The following is a 22,692-nucleotide window of genomic DNA, read 5'->3' on the forward strand; positions in this document are numbered from 1 at the left end:
ACCCTCCATTTCGAACAGTGTACCGTGTGTAGTATAACATACTTCACGAGCCGTCACATAGAACAAAAGAAAAGGGTGGATTTGTTTTTCTTTTATTCTAAAGCAAAAAGCCAGGGTGCCCCCGGCTTTTCATTCTCCTTGATGACGCTTTTTTAATACCTTTAATACATCATCAAGCGGCAATTGCTGTTCACGTAATAACACAAGAAGATGATACAGGAGGTCGGCTGTTTCCCATTTTAATTCTTCTTGATCCCGGTTCTTCGCTGCAATGATGACCTCGGATGCTTCTTCCCCTACCTTTTTCAGGATTTTATCGACCCCTTTTTCAAATAGATAGGTTGTATAAGCGCCTTCTGGCATTTCCGCCTGACGCTTTGCAATAACCTGTTCAAGCTCATTTAGAATTGCAAAACGATCCTGCTCTCCGCCTTGGGGCTTCACGCCATCTTCTGAAAAACAGCTGTAGCTGCCAGTATGACAGGCCGGGCCGCTTGGTATCACAAGGACAAGCAGAGCATCTTTGTCACAGTCATATCGAATAGAGGTGACTTGCTGTGTATGTCCTGATGTGGCACCTTTGTGCCAAAGTTCTTTTCTCGACCGGCTATAAAACCATGTTTCACCTGTTTCCAACGTTTTTTCATAGGATTCTTGATTCATATATGCCAGCGTCAATACTTCCTTACTTTGAGCATCCTGAACGATTGCAGGAATCAAGCCTGCCTCATTAAAGGTTAATTCGTTTACCTGTTTCATCTGACTTTCACCCCGTGTTCTTTCAAATATATCTTCACCTCTTGAATTGAGGTCTCTTTATAATGGAAGATGGAGGCTGCTAATGCTGCATCAGCTTCTCCTTTTGTAAATGCCTCCAGCATATGCTGGGCATTGCCAGCGCCACCAGAGGCGATAACTGGCACAGTGACTGCTTCTGATACAAGCTTTGTCAATCGATGGTCAAAGCCTGTTTTTTCACCATCGGCATCCATACTTGTCAGCAAAATTTCACCTGCACCTCGCCGAACAGCTTCCTTCGCCCAGTCGCTGACCTCTAATTCCGTTTGACGGCGCCCTCCGTGTGTATAAACCATATATGCTTTTTTCTCTTGATCGTATTTTGCATCAATTGCGACAACGATGCACTGGGTTCCAAAAAAATCAGCGCCTTCTGAAATCAGTTCCGGCCTTAACACAGCCGCTGTATTCACAGATACCTTGTCTGCACCAGCTCTTAATATGCGCTTCATGTCATCAAGGTGGTTAATCCCGCCGCCTACTGTAAAAGGGATAGCAAGCGTAGACGCGACTTGCTTGACCACATCCACCATCGTTTTCCGGCCTTCATGAGAGGCGGAAATATCAAGAAAGACAAGTTCATCCGCCCCTTCCTCATCATAAATCTGCGCTAATTCTACCGGATCACCAGCATCCTTTAAGCCAAGGAATTGCACCCCTTTTACAACACGCCCTTCTTTCACATCAAGACATGGGATAATTCGTTTTGTCATCATATGCGGTCAAGCCCTTCAAACGCTTCTGTTAAAGTAAACTGCTTCGTGTAAAGTGCCTTTCCAATGATCGCACCAGATACACCAGACTGTTTTTGTGCTGACAGCTTTTGCACATCAGCTACCGCACTGACACCACCTGACGCAATCACTTGTTTTCCTGTTGCTTCTGCTAAGCGAACCGTGCTTTCCACATTGGGACCAGACAGCATGCCATCCATTTGAATATCGGTGAAAATAAAGACCTCTGCGCCTTCCTTTGCTAATTCCCTGCCGAGTTCCTCCGCCTTCACTTTCGACGTTTCCAGCCAGCCTTCAGTCGATACAAAGCCATTTCGTGCATCAATCCCAATGGCTATTTTCTCCCCATATTGCGCCAGCATTTTTTTTACAAAGGCTGGATTAGACACAGCAGAGCTGCCGAGAATCACTCTAGCTACGCCATTGCTTAAATAAAAGGCAACGTCTTCTTCTGTCCGAATGCCGCCGCCAATTTGAACATTCACATCTAAGGAGGAAGCAATTGCTAGCACATGCTCATGATTGACGCGTTTCCCTGCCTTTGCACCATCTAGGTCAACAAGATGAATCCATTTTGCTCCTTCCTTGGCAAACTGCGTAGCCATATCGAGCGGCGAATCTCCATAAATGGTTTCTTGATCATAATCTCCTTGCACAAGCCGTACACATTTGCCATTTCTCATATCAATCGCTGGATATAATGTAAATTCACTCATTTGTTCACCCTCTGTTCGTTTGCTAATTGAATAAATTGTTTGAGCATCGCCATTCCGGTTGTACTGCTTTTTTCAGGATGAAACTGTGCGCCAAGCACATTCCCCTTACCGACAACTGCTGGTACTTGAACACCGTATGCCGCACTTGCTAATTGCTCATCTGGATTCATCTCACTCACATAATAAGAGTGAACAAAGTACGCAAATCCTTCCGGTACACCATCAAACAATGGGGAGGGCTGATGAAATGTAAGTTCATTCCACCCCATATGAGGAACCTTCAGCCTTTGTCCGTCCTGATCACGATCCTTTAGAAGGACAACACGTCCTTTTAACAGCCCCAGTCCTTTTGTATTTCCCGCTTCTTCGCTTTCTTCAAATAACAGTTGCATGCCAAGGCAAATGCCGAATAACAGCTTTCCTTCCTGCACGACTTGGTGGATAAACGCCTCAAGTCCTGTTTGTCTTAATAGCTGCATTGCATCACGAAACGAACCGACTCCGGGCAAAATATAGGCATCTGCCTTTTTGAGCTCCTCTACATCAGATGAGACGATATAGCGGGCACCAGCTCGTTCCAGTGCTTTTGAAACGCTGAACAAATTTCCCATTCCGTAATCAATGACTCCGATCATTAGAGCATCCCCTTTGTTGACGGTATACCTTTCACTCGTGGATCAATGGTTGTTGCTTCATCTAAGGCACGTGCCATTGCTTTAAAAATGGCTTCAATCATATGGTGTGTATTCGTTCCGTAATGAACAATCACATGAAGATTTATACGGGCTTCAAGGGCAAATTTCCACAGGAATTCATGTACTAACTCTGTATCAAAAGTACCGACCTTCTGGCTAGGGAAAGCGGCTCTCATTTCCAAATGCGGACGATTGCTAAGGTCAACTACTACTTGGGCAAGTGTTTCATCCATCGGAACAAAGCTGGAGCCGTAGCGCTTGATTCCTTTTTTATCACCAAGTGCTTCTTTAAACATCTGTCCTAGCACGATGCCAATATCTTCTGTCGTGTGGTGATCATCAACATCGGTATCCCCTTTTGCATCGACGGTCAAATTAAAGTGTCCATGCTTCGTAAATAGATCAAGCATGTGTGTCATAAAAGGGACATCTGTTTGAATATCTGCTTTTCCTTCTCCATCAATTTCTAGCGCTAAAGAAATATTCGTTTCATTTGTTTGTCTCGCTGTTTCTGCCTGTCTCATTACGATTCCTCCCGCTTTCTCGCTTCAATTGACCTTGCATGCGCTTCAAGCCCTTCTAATCTTGCAAAAGCCGCAATGCTTTCCCTGTGTGTCTCGAAGGCTTCTTGGCTATATGAAATAATGCTCGTTTTCTTTTGAAAATCGGTCACACCAAGCGGGCTGGAGAATCGAGCTGTTCCGTTTGTTGGCAGCACATGATTCGGTCCTGCAAAATAATCGCCCACCGGCTCTGGACTATAACGCCCTAAGAAAATGGCCCCTGCATGCTTGATTTGACCAAGAAGTGATTCTGGATATGCTGTCAGCACCTCTAAGTGCTCTGGCGCTAATTGGTTAACCACGTCTACTGCACGATCAATTGATTCTGTCACATAAATACGGCCATGATCTTGTATGGATTGTGCTGCGATTGATTTTCTTGGTAAAGTATCCAGCTGCTTTTGCACCTCAGCCTGCACGCTTTCAGCAAGTGCCTTAGACGGTGTCACCAAAATACTAGATGCCAGCGCATCGTGCTCTGCCTGCGATAACAAATCAGCCGCAACCTCATGTGCAGCTGCCGTTTCGTCTGCTAGAACCGCAATTTCACTTGGACCTGCGATCATATCAATGTCTACTTGACCAAATACTTCCCTCTTGGCAAGTGCTACATATATGTTGCCTGGACCTGTGATTTTATCAACAGGCTGGATGCTCTCAGTTCCATAGGCAACAGCGGCAACCGCCTGAGCACCGCCCATTTTGTACATTTCTGAAATCCCCAGCTCCTTTGCAGCCACTAACACAGCATCAGAGAGCCGGCCGTCTTTCCCTGGTGGTGTCACAAGAACGATCCGTTCAACGCCAGCGACAAGTGCCGGGATGACATTCATGAGAACAGATGATGGATAAGCCGCTGTGCCGCCTGGAACATACACACCTACCGCATCAAGCGGCGTTACCTTTTGTCCAAGCATTGAGCCGTCCTTTTGGTGATAAAACCAAGAGGATGTCAGCTGACGTTCGTGGTATGTTCGAATATGCTTGATAGCCGTTTGGATAATCTGAACCATCTCTTTATCCAAACGTTCGTAAGCTTCTTCCATTTCACCTTCTGTGACAAGCGGATGTTCAATCAACACGCCATCGAATTGCTTCGTAAAAGAACGTACAGCTTCATCACCTTTTTTTCTCACTTCTTCTATAATGCGCTGAACAGCCTGACGTTGCGCTTCCGTCCCTGTATCTAAAGATCGTTTGATGGAGAGATTGTCCGTCCCACCTTCTTGTATATAGGTGATGTTCATGATGATTCCTCTCCTTCGATGATTTTCGCCAGACGCTGTGCCATTTCATCAATCACTGTATCCTTCATTCGATAGCTTACAGGATTGACTATAAAACGTGATGTAATATCACAAATATGTTCCGTTTCAACAAGTCCATTTTCTTTTAGTGTTTGGCCTGTAGAGACAATGTCAACGATGCGATCGGCAAGTCCGATGAGCGGTGCTAATTCAATGGAGCCATTCAGCTTAATGATCTCCACCTGCTCCCCTTGTTCTCTAAAATAGGACGATGCGACATTTGGGTACTTTGTTGCCACACGCGGTGCGACGCTGCCCCAGCTGGCTCCTGGCAATCCGGCTACAGCTAAATGACATTTGCTGATGTTTAAATCAAGCACTTCATACACATCACGAGATTCTTCAAGCATGACATCCTTCCCTGCAATGCCCACATCTGCCACACCGTGCTCTACATATGTCGTCACATCCATTGGCTTAGCTAAAATAAAGCGGAGGTTTTCTTCCGGTACATCAATGATTAATTTTCTTGAATCCTCGAATTCCTCTGGCAGCTGGTAGCCGGCCTGCCTTAACAGCCCAACTGCCTCTTCAAATATCCGGCCCTTTGGCATCGCCATTGTCAACACTTTACCCATTTTGCTCTCCCTTTCTAGCGCCAATAAAATAAGTCACCCGCTCAAATGCCTTGGTCATCGCGTCAATATTTTCAATCCCAGCTAAGTCTTGCAGAACGATCTTTTTCCCTTTTGACCGCTCCTTTTCTGCAAAAGCAAAAGCTTCCAGTCTTTGTTCTTTACTAAAAATCACAGCCTCCTGCGGCTCAATGATTTCTTTTGCATCGAGCGCTTCAAGAAGGCGGTCTAATCGAAGTCCGAAGCCTGTAGCTGGTGCAGGTGCATCAAAATGAGCAAGCAATTGATCATATCTACCGCCACTTCCGATGACAGATCCAACATGATCTGCAAATACTTCAAACAAAATACCTGTATAATAGCTCATATGACTCACCATGCTTAAATCTAAACGGATATATTCTGTACAGCCATAATCATCAAGTGTTTCCCAAAGCGACTTTAACTGTGCGAGCACTTCTTTTCCTTCTTGTGACACGACAATTTCCTCTGCCCGCTCTGTAACTTCCTGGCCGCCTCTTAGCTCCAAAAGCTGCAACAGCCTCATTTTATCGATGGAAGAGAGCGGCAATTGCTTCACATGCTGACGATATCCTACATAATTCTTTTCATATAAGAAGCGGCGAAGGACGTTTGCCCGCTCTGTATTTCCCAATACATCGACAAATAACGTCTCTGCTAAAGCGACATGTCCGATCGCTATTTTGAAGGATTGAAGCCCCGCATTTTTTAATGCAAATACGACAAGCGCAATTACTTCAGCATCTGCACTAATTGAACCATCACCAATCAATTCAATTCCGACCTGCTCAAATTCTGACGGCCTCCCGCCTTCTCTTTCCTGCGCACGAAACACACTCGCTGCATACCCAACACGAAGTGGATACGCCTGTTCGTGAAGCTTGGAAGCTGCCACTCTCGCAATCGGCCCCGTCATATCAGGTCTCAGCACTAGGGTTTGCCCGTTTTGATCAAGAAGCTTAAAAAGCTGTGTATCTGTAATCGCCGATTGAACACCGACTGTATCGTAAAATTCAAGCGTTGGTGTCTCCATCAAACGGAAACCCCAGCCATTCATGACCTCTGTTAAAGAATGTCTTACTTTTTTCTTCGTCTCATACAATCCGGGTAATGAATCCCGCATACCATATGGTTTCTCAAACATAAACATGTTCTTCCGCACCTCCAACACATTAAAACAAAAAATTCCGAATCCTTTAGTTCGCTAATATGATAATATGCTAACAAAATAAAGTGATTAAATCAATCATTTTTATTTCTCTTATTTTCATCAACATATTCTGGAATTATTACATTCAAGTGACACCTGCTCCTTTTCTGCATGTTTGATGTAGGAACGTGCTATAATACTTAAAAATATTGAATAACACAGGAGATTACAGTGAAATTCATCCAGACATTCATCTTAACTTTGTTGTGCGCATGTCTTGTTTATTTCGGCTTTATTTATGTTTCACAATTCGATCAAGTCAAGAAAACAGCTTCGCCACAAGAATCAGCGAAAGAAAAAGACAACGATACAGCACTCTCTGCTGAAGAAACCCGTTCAACGAAAAAAACAGAAACCACAAAGCATTCATTAAAAGGAAGCAAACAAGCCATGGACGTCATCCTCTACAATCAAATGGACGCCCCAAGGCTTTATAACGGATGCGAAGTTACGAGCTTAGCGATGCTGCTTCATTACAGTGGCTATGAGCATGTAACAAAAAACGCATTGGCAAATGAAATCAAGCGAGTTCCGCTCAATTATGAAAATGGCTTAAAAGGAGACCCTCATGACGGATTTGTAGGCGATATGGAGAATGGACCAGGTCTTGGTGTTTACCATGAACCTATTTATCAGCTTGCGAAAAAATACGCAGGCGATCAAGTTGTCGACTTAACCGGAAAGCCTGTCAAAAAGGCCATTTATCAATCACTTGAAAAGGGTTATCCTGTCTGGGTGATTACGACATCCACCTTTGACAAAACAGATAACATCGAAACATGGAATACACCAAATGGCAAAATAGATGTAAGCTTCAATGAGCATAGCGTCGTGATCACAGGCTATGACAAGGAGCATGTCTACTTGAATAACCCATACGGGCAAAAGAATCAGAAAGTGGACCGTGATCGATTCGAAGATTCTTGGGAACAGATGGGCAGTCAGGCGATTATCATTAAAGCGTAAAAAAACAACCTCTGTGTGGATAGAGGTTGTTTTTTAATGATTATTTTTCTAGCAATTCCGTCAGGCGAGCTTCAAGCTTTTCAGCAGTCATCGCACCACCGCCCAGGCTGAAGTATTCATTCCCTTTTTTTAATAAAAGTGTAGGGTAGCCATTCACATGTAGTTGATGAACCTTCGCAAAGTCAGCATACGCATCATGCATTGCTTCTTTTGTTTTCATGCGTTCAATAACTGCTTCAAAATCAAGATGATGTGCCAAAGCGATATCCCGATACGTTTCTTCATCACTCAGGCTTTTTCCGTCTTGATAAAAAGCCTTTTGCATCGATGAAGCCAATTCCAATGCACGCTCTGGTGCAATGAATTTTAATGCTGAAAACCCAATGGCCGCAGCCTCAGAGTCTAAAAGGAACGTTCCTTTTGCTAACAGCTCCTGATAACGTTCACCAAATTCGACTCCAGTCAGCTGACTAATACGCTGATTTGCTTCTGGAATGTGTGGATAATCCTTTATGGGAAGACTTCTTTCTCCTACAAATAAACCGCCCGACACAAGTGTTAGTGGTATCTCTGGATGATTTTCATGCAAAGTGCGGATACTGTTTGAAAACCCATAACACCAGCCACAATACGCATCCCATACATAAATCAAAGACAATTCTTGCTCATTCATACGTTAGACTCCCCATTTTGCTTATTCTGCTTCAGATACAACGGTAAAACGTTCGCCAACATGAGCTGCCTGCTCCACTTCATCAACCAATGCAATGGCGTAATCAGCATAGCTCACATAGCTGTCCCCTTTAGAATTGACAATCAGATGGTCTTTCCCTTTCACGTAAGAACCCGTACGTTTGCCAGCTGGATGAAAGAATGCTGCTGGGCTGAGGAAGGTCCATTTCAATCCTTCAGTCTGTTGAAGATCTTTTAGGTTTTCTCCTTGCTGTGAAGCAGTAGGTACATATTCTTTTGGAAATTCTGGTGTATCCACAAGTCTTGTTGTTTTTGCCTCATCTACAAATAGACTTCCTGCTCCGCCCACAACGATTAAACGAGTCTCAGGTGCCTCTTTTAAAATATCAATAAGCTTTTTCCCAGCTTCTACGTGAAGGTGCTCTTGTCCAGCAGGTGCGCCAAATGCATTCACAATCACATCAAAGCCTTTGATGTCTTCTGCCTGCAAATGAAACACATCCTTTTCTAGAACGGCTAATGATGAATCCGTTACCTTTTGTGCATCTCGGACAATCGCCGTCACCTCATGTCCTCTAGATTGAGCCTCTTTTACAATTTCTTGTCCTGCTTTACCTGTTGCGCCAATAATTCCAATTTTCATGTTAACTCCTCCTACAATATGGTTTTATGTTGATCAAAAAGGTGTAACCAATCCAGTTACAACAGAGGTAAAAAAAATTGAATAGATCATCCAATTTTTTTGATTAACACATGCGTTAGTTCACTTAACTTGATCTCAGCAAGCACTTGCTCCATCGCACTTTGAGCGCGGCATAAAATTAATTCAAGCACCGCTTGAATGTTTGCACCGATTGGGCAGTCAGGATTTGGGCTTTCATGAATTTGAAACAATTCTCCCTCATCTACGACTTCAACCGCTTTATACACATCGAGCAGTGTGATGTCGTCTTCACTGCGGTTCAGCTGAGAACCACCTTTACCAAGACTCGTTGAGATTAGGCCTGCTTTTTTTAATTTACTCATAATGCGGCGGATGACCACTGGGTTTGTATTCACACTACCCGCGATATCCTCCGATGTCTGTAAAGATCCTTTTTCAAGTGATAGCAAGGCCAGAATATGGACAGCGACAGTAAATCTGCTGCTGATTTTCATGTTTCCTCACCTCTGTTGTAATCATTATAGTTACACCTGTATCACATTGTCAACAAAAAAGTCTGCCGAGCTACTCAGCAGACTTAGATTGACGTGCTTCCATTTCTTCTTTCGTATAAATCATGCGCATTGGATTTCCTCCAACAAATGAGCCTGCTGGAACATCCTTATGAACAAGTGTACCAGCCGATACGATCGCCCCATCTCCAATTGTCACACCGGGTAAAATAGTTGAATTGGCTCCAATTAAGACTTCATCACCAATATAGATTTCCCCAAGTCTGTACTCTTTAATCAAATACTCATGAGACAAGATGGTCGTGTTATAGCCAATCACACTATTTCGACCGACCGTAATTTTCTCGGGAAACATAAGATCCACCATCACCATAAGGGCAAACGCCGTATCCTCACCGACCTTCATCCGAAGAAAGGTACGGTATATCCAATTTTTCATTCCCATAAATGGTGTGTACCGTGCCAATTGAATAAAGATAAAGTTTTTCACGACTTTGAGAAAGGGGACCGTTCGATAGACTTGTCTAAGCGAATTGACCCCTTTTACAGGATAACGATCTGTTTTTCTCAACTTAATCAGCTCCAACAATCGCCAGGAGATCACTCATTTTCTTCAGCATGAAATCAGGACGATGTTTTAAAAGGGCCTCTTCTCCCTTAATAGACCAAGCAACACCTGCTGTTTTTGTCCCTGCCGCTTGACCAGACAAAATGTCGTGATAATTATCGCCGACCATCACTGCTTCATGCGGATCACTGCCAAGCTTTGATAATGCCAGCTGGACAGGTTCGGGATGCGGTTTCTCATTTTGTACATCATCAAGCGTCACAATGACCTCAAAAAACGGCTCTAAACCAGTCAGCTTCAATCCCATTAAAACGGTATCTCGTATCTTCGTTGTGACAATACCAAGTTTAAATCCACGATCCTGAAGAACTTTCAAGGTGTCTAAAACAGTCTCATATTCAGTCACAAGCAGATCATGCTGTTCATGATTAAACGTTCGGTACATCTGAATCATGTCATCCGTCAAATCAGGGTCCATCGCAGAAAATGTATCAAACAATGACGGGCCAATGAAATGTAGGATATCTTCACGGCTGTACTGACCAGGATAATAATGGTCCAGCGTATGCTGGAATGACGCAATAATTAATTCATTTGTATTGATTAATGTACCATCTAAATCAAATAGCACTGTGTTGATCGTTGAGTCGTTCATATGGCTTCCTTTCTAACAGCTGCATGTTCTCTCTTCCGCCAAATATAGCTAATGGCAGCTGTCAATAAAATTGCAGAAATGAGGCGGATGACGAGAAGCGGCCACACTGGAATACCGAGCGGAATAAAAATCAGCGTATCTTCGACCACCGCATGACAGGCAACGAGAAAAATGAACGCAAGGGTTAAATCCTTTTTACTCACACCGTCCTCTTCCACTGCCTTTATCATCACGCCGGCACCGTACGCCAGACCAATCGTTAATCCAGCCACCATCGTCATAGATGTATTTTCTTTCATTCCAAGCATTCTAGTAAAAGGTGACAGCCACTTAGACAACGTATGGAGCCACCCTAAATCTCTCATGAATTGAATGATGATCATAAGAGGAATGACGATACAGGCGAGCTGGAACACACCAAGTACGGCTTTTTGCAAAGCAAGAAGGATGATCATATACCAACTAGAAGGCACATCAGCCGCCTGAGCTGCCGTCAGCAAACCATATTGCGCCGGCTCCTCGCCTCCCTGCCAAACGAGATGAATGACAATAGCTGAAATAACAGCAAGACTGATTCTGACTAACAAAATCACAGACACTCTCAGTCCAACCTTTGCTGCCACTGTCGATTCAATGATCAGGTTATGGCAAAAGGACAGCATTACGGCCAAAATAAACACTTCCTTCACAGGAAGCTCTAATGTCAAAATAGCTGCAATACCAGCATACAAGTTCAGCATATTTCCTAATACAAGCGGAATAGCCGCTTCTCCTGAAAGGCCAAACAACCCCATAAATGGTCGTATAAATTGGATGATCCAATCCATCACAGGTGTATGCTGCAAGATGCTGACGAGAATGGTAACTGGAAAGATGACTTTTCCAAGTGTCCATGTTGTCGATAGCCCTGCTTTCAAGCCATTTTTCCATGTCTCTCCCATCTCTTCTGATCCCCCCTACTTAATTCGATGAGTTGTTCTCTTTATACGGAATTGATGCAAATCCTTTTATTCTTCTATAGAAAATCAGCAGAATAGCCACTGCAAAGATCACAATCGAAATCATCTGTGCGATTCGAAGATGCTCTGTCAGCATTAAGCTGTCTGTTCTCATACCTTCAATGAAAAAACGACCGATTGAATACCAAATTAAATATGACAAGAAGATTTCGCCTCTGCGCAGTGATGTTCTGCGTAATAAAATTAATATCACAACACCGACAAGATTCCATAATGATTCGTATAAGAACGTTGGGTGATAATAGGTTCCATCAATATACATCTGATTAATGATAAACTCAGGCAGATGCAAATTTTCTAAAAAGGCTCTTGAAACTGCCCCACCGTGCGCTTCTTGGTTAATAAAGTTCCCCCAGCGTCCAATCGCCTGACCTAATAAAATACTAGGTGCTGCTACGTCAGCTATTTTCCAAAAGGATACCTTTCTCACTTTTGTAAAAACGATGGCTGTCAGCACAGCACCGATCAACCCGCCGTGAATGGCAATTCCACCATTCCAAATCTTGATGATTTCGTTTGGATGCTGCTGATAGTAATCCCATTCGAAAGATACATAATAAATTCGCGCACAAATAATCGCTATTGGAATAGCAAATAAGATTAAGTCAATAAACGTATCTTTATTGATACCTCTTTTTTCACATTCTCTCAGCGCGATCCAGAGTCCAAGCAAGGCTCCGACCCCAATGATCACACCATACCAATGAACCGAAATAGGTCCGAGCTGAAAAGCAATCGGATCAATTGGCTGAATTGCTTCGTTCATATAGACAACTCCTATTCATCCTGCCCCTTGTCTTCAATAACATCGGCAAGTTTACTTGTAAATTGTTCCGCTGCATTATGTCCCATTCGTTTCAACCTGAAATTCATCGCAGCCACCTCAATAATGACCGCTAAGTTTCGTCCTGGCCGTACCGGGATAGTCAGCTTCGGTACATCTGTATCGATAATTCGCATTTTCTCTTCTTCAAGTCCTAATCGATCATACTGTTTGCCTTGTTCCCAAAGCTCAAGGTTCATCACAATCGTAATTCTCTTATAGCTTCTGACAGCGCCTGCTCCAAATAAGGTCATCACATTAATAATGCCTAATCCACGGATTTCTAATAAATGTTCAATCAGCTCTGGTGCGCTCCCAACTAACGTATCCTGATCCTCTTGACGGATTTCCACACAATCGTCTGCGACCAGCCTATGTCCCCTCTTCACTAGTTCTAAGGCTGTTTCACTTTTTCCTACTCCGCTTTTCCCAATTAACAATACACCTACACCATATACATCGACGAGCACGCCATGGATTGCGGTCGTTGGTGCAAGTTTACTTTCTAAAAAGTTGGTCAATCGACTCGAAAGTCTTGTTGTTTTTAGGTTTGATCGTAAAACGGGCACGCCATTTTCATTTGAAGCTTCAATTAATTCCTTCGGCACCTCACGATCTCGCGACAAAATAATCGCAGGGGTAATATCTGTACAAAGAGATATCATTCTCTGCTTTCGTTCGCGTTCTGGGAGCTGCTCAAAAAAAGAAAGCTCGGTTTTCCCTAAAAGTTGAACTCTTTCTTTTGGGTAATATGTAAAATAACCAGCCATTTCAATACCTGGTCTGGAAAGATCACTGATTGTAATGGGACGATTAATCCCTTCTTCCCCACTTACCAGTTCAAGATGAAATTGTTCCATTATGTCCTTCGTACGAACTTTCGGCACGCTTCTTCCTCCTTTTATCACAGGCGATTCAGAAATACAGCTCTATTTTATCACTTTCAATGATGAACCCAAAACAGTATTTTATCCTGATCCTGTTTCATCGCCCTTACTGGTATAGACAACTATACTTAAAAAGAGTAAACTTAAGTTATAGATCACGAATAAGGGGGCTCAAACATGAGCAGTTCTTTATTACTCTCCAATATTCATATTGTGACAAAGTCAAAGATCATTGAAAACGGTTTTGTCGGTTTACGCGATGGCAAGATTGACTATATTTCAACATCACCACCGACAGGAAATTATGAAAAAGTATATATTTCCCGGGAAAACTTTTATTTACTTCCCGGAATGATTGATATTCACATCCATGGCGGATATGGTGCAGACATGATGGATGCGACACCAGAAGCGATGAATACACTCGCTGACAATTTACCATCAGAAGGAACGACAAGTTTTTTAGCGACAACCATCACACAAAATCATCAAGAGATTGAACAAGCACTTAAAAATGTCGCTCAGTGGAAACAAAGTAATGAAGAACAAGCAGGAAGTCAGGCACAATGTCTAGGAATCCACCTCGAAGGTCCATTTATTTCTAAAGATAAGGCAGGGGCACAGCCTGTTCAATGGATTAAACAGCCTGACATCCCGCTTTTTAAAAAATGGCTTGATGCAGCTGAACAGCTCATTCGAATTGTCACGTTTGCACCTGAGGAAGACACTGATTTTGCTTTTCTTTCCCTGTTGCAGGAAAAGAATATGATCCCTTCGATTGGACATACGAATGCTCATCATGACATGATCAATTTAGCAGCTGAGCATGGTGCACGACATGTGACGCACCTTTATAATGCTCTAAGCTCGTTTCAGCACCGGGAACCAAATGCTGTAGGTGCTGCTCTTACAAACCAGAACCTTCATACTGAGCTGATCACAGATGGGATCCACTCCCACCCTCTTTCCATCAAACTTGCGTATTTGGCAAAAGGAAGTGATCATTTAATCATGATTACAGACTCGATGCGCGCAAAAGGGCTCGGGAATGGAACGTATGAATTTGGCGGTCAGACTGTGACAGTCAGCGGCGAAAAAGCATTACTCGCGGATGGTACACTTGCAGGATCAATCTTGCGAATGAAAGATGGCGTCAAACGAATGAAACAAATCACAGATTGTAAGTGGACAGAGATAGCAAAGATGACCTCAACCAATGCAGCCACTCAGCTAGGCATTGACCAACAGCTAGGGTCGATTGAAGTTGGAAAACTAGCAGATTTGGTGATTTGGGATGAATCTTGTGAACTGATGATGACGATCTGCCGTGGACAAATCGTCTTTGAAAAAAAGGAGGCCCGCCACTGATGAACATCATCGAATTAGAAAACAAAGATCAATTAGGAAAAGAAGCCGCTGCCATTATTGCACATGCAATAGCTGCTAAACCCGATACCGTACTCGGCCTAGCAACGGGCGGTACACCGATTGATACTTACAAAGAGTTAATTCAACTTCATCAAGAGCACCAATTGTCTTTCAAACAAACCAAAACCATTAATTTAGACGAATATGCAGGACTTGATCCAGAGCACGAAAATAGTTATATGACCTACATGAAACGTCACTTATTTGATCATATTGATCTCCCACAAGATCAGTATTTTCTTCCAAATGGCGCTGCAGCTCATTTAGAAAAAGAATGCTTAAGATATGATCAGCTCATTCAAGATGTAGGAGGTATTGATCTTCAACTTCTTGGAATTGGTCAAAATGGACATATCGGTTTTAACGAACCTGGCACCCCTTTTCACTCAAAGACTCATGTTGTGCAATTAGATGAAAACACAAGACAGGCCAATGCAAGGTACTTTTCTTCTATTGATGAGGTACCTACACATGCCATCACGATGGGAATTGCGAGCATTCTTTCAAGCAAAAAAATTCTCCTTCTTGCTTCAGGAAAATCAAAAGCGAAAGTGATACAATATTTAGAACAGACAGAGATTCACCCAGACTTCCCAGCATCTGCACTGAAACTCCATGAAGATGTCACGATTTTAATCGATCGAGAAGCTGGTTCACTACGCTAAACACGAGAGGATTTTCACATGTTTATTGATAAGCAGTCACCTATTCCAATGTACCATCAGATTATGGAGAACTTGAAAAAACAGATTGAGGATGGAACATTAGCACCTGATACACTCATTCCTTCTGAAAGAGAATATGCCGAACGCTTTGGTATTAGTCGAATGACTGTCAGACAAGCCTTATCGAACCTTGTGAATGAAGGATATTTGTATCGCCAAAAAGGAAAAGGAACATTTGTTAGCCGAAAAAAATTTGAACAGCCCCTTCAAGGCTTAACAAGCTTTACCGAGGATATGCGCCAGCGTGGGCTCAAAGCTTCAAGCCAGCTGATTGACTTCAAAAAAACCGCATGTCCAGAGCACTTGCTGCCAGTCTTACAACTGTCAAATAGCGATGCAGTGTATGAACTAAAACGGATACGCCTTGCCAATGATGAACCGATGGCGATTGAAACGTGCTATATACCTGAAAGATTTGCAGAAGATTTAACAAAGGAACATTTAGCTGGCTCTTTATATGAATATATAGAAACTCATACGGGCCTTGTCATTGCTCATGCAAAACAGGAGCTTGAAGCAAATGTTGCCTCGGAGGAAGAAGCACACGTGCTGACTATTTCAAAAGGCGATCCTGTGCTATCAATAGCAAGAACGACTTTTTTTCAACATGACATTCCATTTGAGTATGTCCTTTCGGTTTATAGAGGGGATCGATATAAACTCATTCATACTATGGAAAGATAAACAGTGCCCCCTGAAACGGAGCACTGTTTTTTATTTCCTAAGAAATTTTGTTTCATCATCATTTTTTGTATGGATTTTCCATATAGGTGAAATGGATTTTCCTTGAAAACGATCTTTTGCTACAGTGTACCAATAATAATCTTCATTTGGCTTTAAGCCCTTCCACTCAAAGCTCGCTTTTTTGCCACTTTTCACGCCTCTGGTTTCACCTAGAAGAACATTTGTATACACATTTAATTCAAAATAATTGGTTTTGACAGCTTTCATTTTCGGCGTCAAATCCACATCGATTGAAAATTCATCCTGATCGCCATATGTTTTGGGATCATAGAAATGCTCTTGATTCAAATAAGGTGAGTATGTCGTAAAATGAAGCTGATTTTTTTCTTGATCGGCTGTTATCACCCTCATAAACCCTTGACCACCTTCAGGTCCTGACTGATAATCGGCGAGTATTTGATATACTTTCCTGTCTACTTTTCCATCATGGTCATCATCAAGCTCATCTACTTTCCTGCTTGCTCCGTGGTAGTGGCCGCTAAATACTGCCACAATATTAGGATGGCGTTTCACCACTTGGTGGAAAATGAGATCGCCAATCGGGCTTCGGTTGCCACTCACTAACAAATACTCATGGAAATTTAATATGACGATACGATCTGGATGCTCAGAAATCACACGATTTAACCAATCAATTTCATCTTGCTTAATCCCCCAGCCCATATACACCATCATATAATCATTGCCGCCCGCAGAAATGAGATCGTAATGGCCTTTATTGTTTAGATAGGATTCACCATAGTAAGGTTTTTCTGCAAAGCGTTTCTCTCCGAAATATTTCCCGTATTCTGCATAAAAACCGTCCTTGTGTCTCACATCATGATTTCCCGCTAAAACACCATAAGGAATGTGATTGTCATCTAATACACGCATAAATGTATCTGCCCGGTGCCATTGCTTATCCTTTGAATCATCCACAATATCGCCTGTATGGAACACATATTGAATGTTTAATTTCTCCCTCTGATCTCTGATCCATTCGACCATTTGTTTAAAGATATGAGGATAGCTTTTTGCATAATATTGAGTGTCAGACATCCATATCATCTTATATGGCTTATGCGATTTGCTGATTTCATCCTGCACAAGCAGATCAAACGTTTGATTCTTCATGTACTGTCTGACTGACAGCAACCCCTTCAGGTAAAACTCCTTTTGATCCTTGGCAAAGTGTTGAATGATTTTATCCCACTTTTCCTGTTGGTGATTCCATGCGTACATTGTCACCTTTCTCCCTGACAATGAACTCCCTTTCCACACAGCTTCGACGACATCCTTTTCACGTACGCCATGATGAACTTTGATTTGAAAACGATGATAGGGAAAACGTTGTAAATCCCTCGTTTCAACTGTCTTCCCATCAACAAATGCAATGCGGTTTCTCTCTTGATCAGAAAAGCTCATTTCTCCTCTTTGGAAGAAACCCTTTGGCGGTTCTGTCTCTGCCGCATATTTAAAAATCTTCATTGAAGGATGCAGTGATGTGTATTGATAAGCACGATAAAAAGAGTAATCTAATGTATCATTCGTTGGATCCTTTGTTAGCACAGTTTGCTTTGATGATTTCATTTTTGTCTTATCTGCCACCCGTTCTGGTGTCTCAGGATGTTCATGGACGGTTTTGAACTCCTTTTTCAGCGTCGACAGGTTCCCAGCAGCATCTTTTGCTTTGATCGTAAACGTGTGCTTCCCAGGCTCTAATTCGCTAGAGGACGTCTGATATGGCAAAGAAACTGGTTTGCCATCTACAAATGCCTTCAATTCCTCTATGTCACTCCAGCGATCAGTAACCTTTGCTTTTAATGTAAAGGCTCCTTTGTATTGATCCTTTGCTTTTACATTGGTCTTGATTCTCGGACCCGTGTTATCCACTTTCACACGTACTGAAGCATGCTCGTCTGAGGTTTTGGCCTCAATTAGATGCGGCCCTTCTTTCATCCTTCTTGTGTCCCACTTCATATAGGTTGAAACATAAGCCTCTTTTGGGATCTCAAATTGAAACGTTCTGACTTTTTTGGCGTTCCCGCCATCTCCCATTCTCCATTCTTTTTGCGGTTTCGCATTGATTGGAAAAATTTGTGTCCCATTCGATAAGATCATCCTGACATTCTTCAATTCAAAATCATCATGATTCTCTCCAGGCAACCGGTCCATCGGAGAAGACTTCGTGCCGGCATGGAAGGAAATCGTTTGAGGACCTGCCTTTTTTATCTCTTCTTCTGGTATCGGTATTGTATAGGTACGATACACTTTTGTCGAATCATCAAAAATAGAAAGTAAACGCTTACCTATAGACACACCATTTCTAAAATATAAATTTGTCCCTTTGACATCAAATGCGATATATGGATCTGCTTCAAGGGCAGAAGATACTTGTTGATTCCGCTTTCCATCTATCAGCAATTCGATGCTTTTTTTCTGATCAGATGTTGCCTTTAATGAAAATAACCCTGAAACTGTATCTCCTTCTTCCACATTGAATCGGAGGCCATGGGCTTTGCTAATCTGCTCCACATCAATCGTTTTTTTCAACGTCATGGCTTCATTTTCGCCATCTGATGCTTCAAGCTGATATTCCAATTGTTCCTTACCAATCAACTCAGGCGAATAAATAATATGATGAAATAATCGGTCATTATGATCTTTTTGCAGAAGGATTTCCTTGAAAGCCTCTTTTCGATTCGTTCGATAGCGCAGTTTGACGGTTTTCACGACCTGATCATCCTGGACATCTGCTTTAATCTCTACGCTTTCAGTTGGTTTCACCGGTTTCCTTACCGTCATATCTTCAATCACGGGTTTATGGATATCTTGAGAAATGTCCTTTTTCTCAGATGGAATTTGTGCTTTTAACACTTTTCCTGGAGTAGGTTCTTCTTCAATTTTCGAGATCAGCTTCATCTGCGTAGTACCATCCATTGGATATTTGAACAGCAAGGATTTATGCTCGCTAAACCATGATGGCTTCAAACGAAATGCAGCAGAAGAAATCTCTTCACCTATATTTGTTGTGATCGAGACAAGACGAGATTTAGAGTTGGACAACCCCTTGCTCTCGATAATGGATAGATGCTCGCCCTCTTTTAATTGGCTTTTGTACATGGCATTAAAGTCCGCTGCAGTTAAATGCTCCTGCCCTTTTTTTCTCAGCCAGAAAACATACGGTTTTCCAGGTGAAATGGTGACTGGATTTGCGTGAAAGGAGTACACATCATCCATTTCGATACCTTGCGTGGGATTACGGTAGCGGAGCTGATAATGTTTAAGAGAAATAGGCGCATGTGTCGTGTTATACACTTCGATAAATTCAAAGGCATCTTTGCCTTTTCTGTTTTTTGAATTGACGACAATTTCTGTGATGAATAAGTCCGGAATATGCGAAAGATCCTCTTCAAAACCATTTAAATGAACAGATTGCTCTGCCGTTTTGATCACAGATTTTTGCGTAAGGAACTCTGTATAGTAACGAACGGTCGGATTCCATAATTGATCTGGCGGAATTTTCGCTGTAAATTCAGGCTTCATCCCTGGTAACCGTTCCATTGGAATCAACCGGTACCCAAGTTCATCACTTTGTTTATAATACAAGTTCGCAGACAAAATCTGTTCTTGGTCGCTAATCGACGCACGAAACTGAAGATCACGGCTTTTCCCTTGAACCGGACGGACGTCCACATGAAACTGGTCAAAGATAAAAGGAGAAAAAGGCTTGTCCGGTAAATTCACTTCTGTTTGAAGAAAAGGGCCTGCAGAAGCAGGCTGACTGAAACAAAAAAGAATGATAAAAAAACATAAAAGCATAATTTGTCTGCTCACGTTCACCATCTTGCACCGCCTCCCTTCGGATATTGTGTCTCCTGAAGGTGGTTTTTATGTCAGATGGAACGGAGAAATGATACAATTTTGCACGAAAAAACCGTTAGCTTTTTTTCGCTAACGGCTCTACAATTCCTTTTTGTATCAACAGATGGAAAATGGATAAAATGACAGCCATCCAAATGGCCGTACCGAACCCATCAATGTTAAAACTATCGCCCATAAAGCTCGATGTCATCATCAGTGTAATGGCATTGATGACAAACAAGAACAATCCTAGTGAAAGGACGGTCACTGGAAGCGTTAAAATGATCAAAAACGGCTTCACTAAAATATTGAGCAAGGACAAAATGATACTTGCCACAATGGCAGCGCCAAATCCTTCAATATAAACACTCCCGAGTCCTGGCAGAATACCCGAATCAAAATATCCAGCAATGACGATTAAAAGTAATGCATTTACGAAAATACTGACGATCCATCTAAGCATTTAATTAGTGCCTTCTTCCGGAACAACAAAATACCAGATGAAGTAGATCAGGAAGATCGGCATAAATGCTGTCAAAAATCCGATGATGACGGTTAAAATGCGAAGCAGGGATGCATCCACACTTAAGTATTCCGCAAGTCCACCAACAACACCCGCTATTTTTTTATCTGTTGCTGAACGATAAAGTTTCTTCATGTAGAATCACTCCTTGTCTGATTGGTGCTTTACTTGTATTGATCCTGTTTTTGTTTCTGCAAAAATGGATATACTGTGCACTGCTTGTTGATTGGCTTTGATCATTTTCTCTTTTTGTAATGTTTCATTTTTCTCTTTAATCATCTCTGCATCAAGTAAATCGTGAGAGATAGACCCGAGATTGCTTTTCAGCTCAGCGGTTACTGCACACGCCCGCGGGATTTGAACGTCCACACTTCCTGTTGTCGTTTTCGCATAGATGGAACGGCAATTTTCATCTGACAGCTGAACAGCAATATTTCCGTTAAAGCTTTGAGCATCAATTGATTCACTTTTCCCGCGCAGGTCTATAAGCCCATTAATGGTTTCTACTTCAATCATACCACACTCGTGATCTGCCAGTTTAATTTGTCCGTTTGCTGTTTCGATTCCGACTTTTTCTGCCTGTAACGAGGCAAAAGAGACAACACCATTTGTCGTTTTTGCAGCAAGTTCTTTTGTCTTTAGCTTTTCCCCGCGAATCGGCCCATTAAACAGCTTGACCTTGATCTTATCGTATTGGATACGCGGTACGTATAAAGTGACATTGACTTTCATCGTCTTCTTTTCGGTTCGGATGAAAAATTTATCCCCTTCAAGCCCGCAGTCCAATTGATTGAGAAATTGCTGTCTTGCCTGCTCTCCGTCCTCTGCACGGTAGATTTTCGCATGACACTCTGCTCGAATATCGCCATCGTCCCAAGGCATGACGTTGAGGCTGCCATTCGCCAATTGAATATCTAAATGAGAGAGCGAGGCGTCTTTGAACTGAAAAATGTGCTCAACATCGACTGACTGTCCAAAGTTCAAATCTAGATCAACGTCTTTGACTTTTTTCACCGCAGAATCTAACCAGCCAAACAGTTTTGCTCCAAGGTTTTCAGTGCCGTTTCCTTTGCTATCTGCTCCAGCTTTTTCTTCATGAAAAGTGTGCTCAGCTGTGGACTTCTCTAATGAGACAGACTGACCTTCTTCTAGTTTTTCCAGCAGCGTAATCGCTTCTTTTGCTGATAATACCCCGTCTTCTACTAATTTTAAAATTCGTTCTTTTTCATTCATACAAAGCCCTCCTACGATTTGATAGATTGAAGTACTTTAATACCTTGAATGATATTCCAAATGAGAGAGATCAAAAAGCCAATGGCTACTAAAAAGGACAAGATGAACACCGTCATGACTGGAATGAGCGAGTCGTTTGCCTGTGTCGCCAATAAAAATGGGATAGACCCAAAGACCAAAATAACACACGCTGCGACTGGCAAAAGATGTGACCATAATGCCCGCAGCGCATGTCGTTTCGTTTCCTTTTGATCTACTACAAAAAACGCCACGATCGGTACAATAAACGGCATAAATAAAACACTAAAATAACAAATAGATGCAATGATCGACTGATCTCTATTCATATATATTCGCTCCTTCATAACGAAAATTCCTTTCTAATTCATACGTTTATTGCGTATAAAAAGTTTCAAAATCATTCGATTTACATATGACCTTAGACACAAATTATTTCTTTTTGCACCTAAGTGTAGATTCTTCACAGATTACCCTTTAAAATATGTTGAAAAGATGGTGATTATCATTATAGGGGGTAATTATTTTGACAGATCATCATAATTCTAACCACACGGCTCAAACGCTTTTAGACCTTATACAGAAACAGAAAAGTATGAACAGCGAAATGATCAAGGAGCTCGAAACCATTCATCCGTCTCACCCGAAGTATGGTGATATCCGTTACTTAAAGGTATTGCTCGACAGCAGCAGTACCCATATTTTAAAGGATTTAACGCATCTTAGTAATTTAATGCCAAAGGAAGATGTGCAATAAAAGAAAAACCCCTCG

26 protein-coding genes are annotated in these 22,692 nt (G+C 42.2%); 5 read left to right on the forward strand and 21 right to left on the reverse strand.

The window, feature by feature from the left end; genetic code table 11:
* Nucleotides 1-129 precede the first annotated feature (129 nt).
* From hisIE to AKG37_RS08495, 8 genes are read right to left on the reverse strand one after another with little or no spacing between them, the layout of a single operon-like run.
* Complete coding sequence (gene hisIE, locus AKG37_RS08460) at nt 130-759, reverse strand: bifunctional phosphoribosyl-AMP cyclohydrolase/phosphoribosyl-ATP diphosphatase HisIE (protein ID WP_060698397.1); 630 nt, start codon at nt 757-759, stop codon at nt 130-132.
* Nucleotides 756-1,514, reverse strand: coding sequence for an imidazole glycerol phosphate synthase subunit HisF (gene hisF, locus AKG37_RS08465; protein WP_060698398.1), 759 nt, complete (start codon nt 1,512-1,514; stop codon nt 756-758). The genes hisIE and hisF overlap by 4 nt, the downstream gene beginning before the upstream one ends.
* Nucleotides 1,511-2,248 carry a 1-(5-phosphoribosyl)-5-[(5-phosphoribosylamino)methylideneamino]imidazole-4-carboxamide isomerase gene (gene hisA, locus AKG37_RS08470; protein WP_060698399.1) on the reverse strand — a complete coding sequence of 246 codons (738 nt, stop codon included), beginning with the start codon at nt 2,246-2,248 and terminating at the stop codon, nt 1,511-1,513. The genes hisF and hisA overlap by 4 nt, the downstream gene beginning before the upstream one ends.
* A complete protein-coding gene (gene hisH / locus AKG37_RS08475; RefSeq protein WP_060698400.1) occupies nt 2,245-2,883 on the reverse strand; it encodes an imidazole glycerol phosphate synthase subunit HisH in 639 nt (212 codons plus the stop codon). Before hisH ends, hisA begins: the two co-directional genes overlap by 4 nt.
* A complete protein-coding gene (gene hisB / locus AKG37_RS08480) occupies nt 2,883-3,467 on the reverse strand; it encodes an imidazoleglycerol-phosphate dehydratase HisB (RefSeq protein WP_034660084.1) in 585 nt (194 codons plus the stop codon). The genes hisH and hisB overlap by 1 nt, the downstream gene beginning before the upstream one ends.
* Entirely contained in the window at nt 3,467-4,753 is a 1,287-nt protein-coding gene (gene hisD / locus AKG37_RS08485; RefSeq protein ID WP_060698401.1) for a histidinol dehydrogenase, read from the reverse strand. Before hisD ends, hisB begins: the two co-directional genes overlap by 1 nt.
* The gene (hisG, locus tag AKG37_RS08490; protein WP_060698402.1) at nt 4,750-5,391 is read right to left on the reverse strand and encodes an ATP phosphoribosyltransferase; all 642 of its coding nucleotides are present in this window, start codon (nt 5,389-5,391) and stop codon (nt 4,750-4,752) included. The genes hisD and hisG overlap by 4 nt, the downstream gene beginning before the upstream one ends.
* A complete protein-coding gene (locus tag AKG37_RS08495; RefSeq protein WP_060698403.1) occupies nt 5,384-6,559 on the reverse strand; it encodes an ATP phosphoribosyltransferase regulatory subunit in 1,176 nt (391 codons plus the stop codon). The genes hisG and AKG37_RS08495 overlap by 8 nt, the downstream gene beginning before the upstream one ends.
* 231 nt (nt 6,560-6,790) lie before the next feature.
* On the opposite strand from AKG37_RS08495, the gene AKG37_RS08500 reads away from it, so the two are divergent.
* On the forward strand, nt 6,791-7,585 hold the full coding sequence (locus AKG37_RS08500) for a C39 family peptidase (protein WP_060698404.1): 795 nt from the start codon (nt 6,791-6,793) through the stop codon (nt 7,583-7,585).
* Nucleotides 7,586-7,625: 40 nt separating this feature from the next.
* On the opposite strand, the gene AKG37_RS08505 is transcribed toward AKG37_RS08500, so the two are convergent.
* The 8 genes from AKG37_RS08505 to hprK form a co-directional block, all read right to left on the reverse strand.
* The gene (locus AKG37_RS08505; RefSeq protein WP_060698405.1) at nt 7,626-8,258 is read right to left on the reverse strand and encodes a DsbA family protein; all 633 of its coding nucleotides are present in this window, start codon (nt 8,256-8,258) and stop codon (nt 7,626-7,628) included.
* 21 nt (nt 8,259-8,279) lie between these two features.
* Nucleotides 8,280-8,921, reverse strand: a complete 642-nt coding sequence (locus tag AKG37_RS08510; RefSeq protein WP_060698406.1) for an NAD(P)-dependent oxidoreductase — start codon at nt 8,919-8,921, stop codon at nt 8,280-8,282.
* An 86-nt stretch (nt 8,922-9,007) separates the two neighbouring features.
* The gene (locus AKG37_RS08515; protein WP_024423567.1) at nt 9,008-9,436 is read right to left on the reverse strand and encodes an Rrf2 family transcriptional regulator; all 429 of its coding nucleotides are present in this window, start codon (nt 9,434-9,436) and stop codon (nt 9,008-9,010) included.
* Nucleotides 9,437-9,506: 70 nt separating this feature from the next.
* Complete coding sequence (locus tag AKG37_RS08520) at nt 9,507-10,025, reverse strand: acyltransferase (protein ID WP_060698407.1); 519 nt, start codon at nt 10,023-10,025, stop codon at nt 9,507-9,509.
* Between the two features lies 1 nt (nt 10,026).
* Nucleotides 10,027-10,677, reverse strand: a complete 651-nt coding sequence (gene ppaX / locus AKG37_RS08525) for a pyrophosphatase PpaX (protein WP_060698408.1) — start codon at nt 10,675-10,677, stop codon at nt 10,027-10,029.
* Nucleotides 10,674-11,618 carry a nucleoside recognition domain-containing protein gene (locus tag AKG37_RS08530; protein WP_060698409.1) on the reverse strand — a complete coding sequence of 315 codons (945 nt, stop codon included), beginning with the start codon at nt 11,616-11,618 and terminating at the stop codon, nt 10,674-10,676. Before AKG37_RS08530 ends, ppaX begins: the two co-directional genes overlap by 4 nt.
* Nucleotides 11,619-11,637: 19 nt before the next feature.
* A complete protein-coding gene (gene lgt, locus AKG37_RS08535; protein ID WP_060698410.1) occupies nt 11,638-12,462 on the reverse strand; it encodes a prolipoprotein diacylglyceryl transferase in 825 nt (274 codons plus the stop codon).
* Nucleotides 12,463-12,473: 11 nt separating this feature from the next.
* Nucleotides 12,474-13,406, reverse strand: coding sequence for an HPr(Ser) kinase/phosphatase (gene hprK / locus AKG37_RS08540; RefSeq protein WP_060698411.1), 933 nt, complete (start codon nt 13,404-13,406; stop codon nt 12,474-12,476).
* A 177-nt stretch (nt 13,407-13,583) separates the two neighbouring features.
* Here hprK and nagA point away from each other — a divergent pair, with 177 nt between their 5' ends.
* The 3 genes from nagA to AKG37_RS08555 are packed head-to-tail and all read left to right on the forward strand — an operon-like array spanning nt 13,584 to nt 16,243.
* Nucleotides 13,584-14,774, forward strand: coding sequence for an N-acetylglucosamine-6-phosphate deacetylase (gene nagA, locus AKG37_RS08545; protein ID WP_060698412.1), 1,191 nt, complete (start codon nt 13,584-13,586; stop codon nt 14,772-14,774).
* Nucleotides 14,774-15,499: a glucosamine-6-phosphate deaminase gene (nagB, locus tag AKG37_RS08550; RefSeq protein ID WP_060698413.1), complete on the forward strand. Its 726-nt coding sequence runs from the start codon at nt 14,774-14,776 to the stop codon at nt 15,497-15,499. The genes nagA and nagB overlap by 1 nt, the downstream gene beginning before the upstream one ends.
* An 18-nt stretch (nt 15,500-15,517) precedes the next feature.
* Nucleotides 15,518-16,243 carry a GntR family transcriptional regulator gene (locus AKG37_RS08555; RefSeq protein ID WP_060698414.1) on the forward strand — a complete coding sequence of 242 codons (726 nt, stop codon included), beginning with the start codon at nt 15,518-15,520 and terminating at the stop codon, nt 16,241-16,243.
* 30 nt (nt 16,244-16,273) lie between these two features.
* On the opposite strand, the gene AKG37_RS08560 is transcribed toward AKG37_RS08555, so the two are convergent.
* The 5 genes from AKG37_RS08560 to AKG37_RS08580 form a co-directional block, all read right to left on the reverse strand.
* Complete coding sequence (locus AKG37_RS08560) at nt 16,274-20,128, reverse strand: lamin tail domain-containing metallophosphoesterase family protein (RefSeq protein ID WP_060698415.1); 3,855 nt, start codon at nt 20,126-20,128, stop codon at nt 16,274-16,276.
* Nucleotides 20,129-20,222: 94 nt separating this feature from the next.
* The gene (locus tag AKG37_RS08565; protein WP_007500042.1) at nt 20,223-20,609 is read right to left on the reverse strand and encodes a phage holin family protein; all 387 of its coding nucleotides are present in this window, start codon (nt 20,607-20,609) and stop codon (nt 20,223-20,225) included.
* Nucleotides 20,610-20,804 (reverse strand): PspC domain-containing protein, encoded by a 195-nt coding sequence (locus tag AKG37_RS08570; RefSeq protein WP_060698416.1) that lies wholly within the window; start codon nt 20,802-20,804, stop codon nt 20,610-20,612.
* A 6-nt stretch (nt 20,805-20,810) separates the two neighbouring features.
* Entirely contained in the window at nt 20,811-21,902 is a 1,092-nt protein-coding gene (locus AKG37_RS08575) for a DUF4097 family beta strand repeat-containing protein (protein WP_060698417.1), read from the reverse strand.
* An 11-nt stretch (nt 21,903-21,913) separates the two neighbouring features.
* Nucleotides 21,914-22,249: a hypothetical protein gene (locus AKG37_RS08580; protein WP_060698418.1), complete on the reverse strand. Its 336-nt coding sequence runs from the start codon at nt 22,247-22,249 to the stop codon at nt 21,914-21,916.
* A gap of 197 nt (nt 22,250-22,446) precedes the next feature.
* Here AKG37_RS08580 and AKG37_RS08585 point away from each other — a divergent pair, with 197 nt between their 5' ends.
* The gene (locus tag AKG37_RS08585) at nt 22,447-22,677 is read left to right on the forward strand and encodes a hypothetical protein (RefSeq protein ID WP_060698419.1); all 231 of its coding nucleotides are present in this window, start codon (nt 22,447-22,449) and stop codon (nt 22,675-22,677) included.
* Nucleotides 22,678-22,692 lie beyond the last annotated feature (15 nt).

It is taken from the genome of Bacillus australimaris (genome assembly GCF_001307105.1).
In the GTDB taxonomy this organism is placed as follows: Bacteria; Bacillota; Bacilli; order Bacillales; family Bacillaceae; genus Bacillus; species Bacillus australimaris.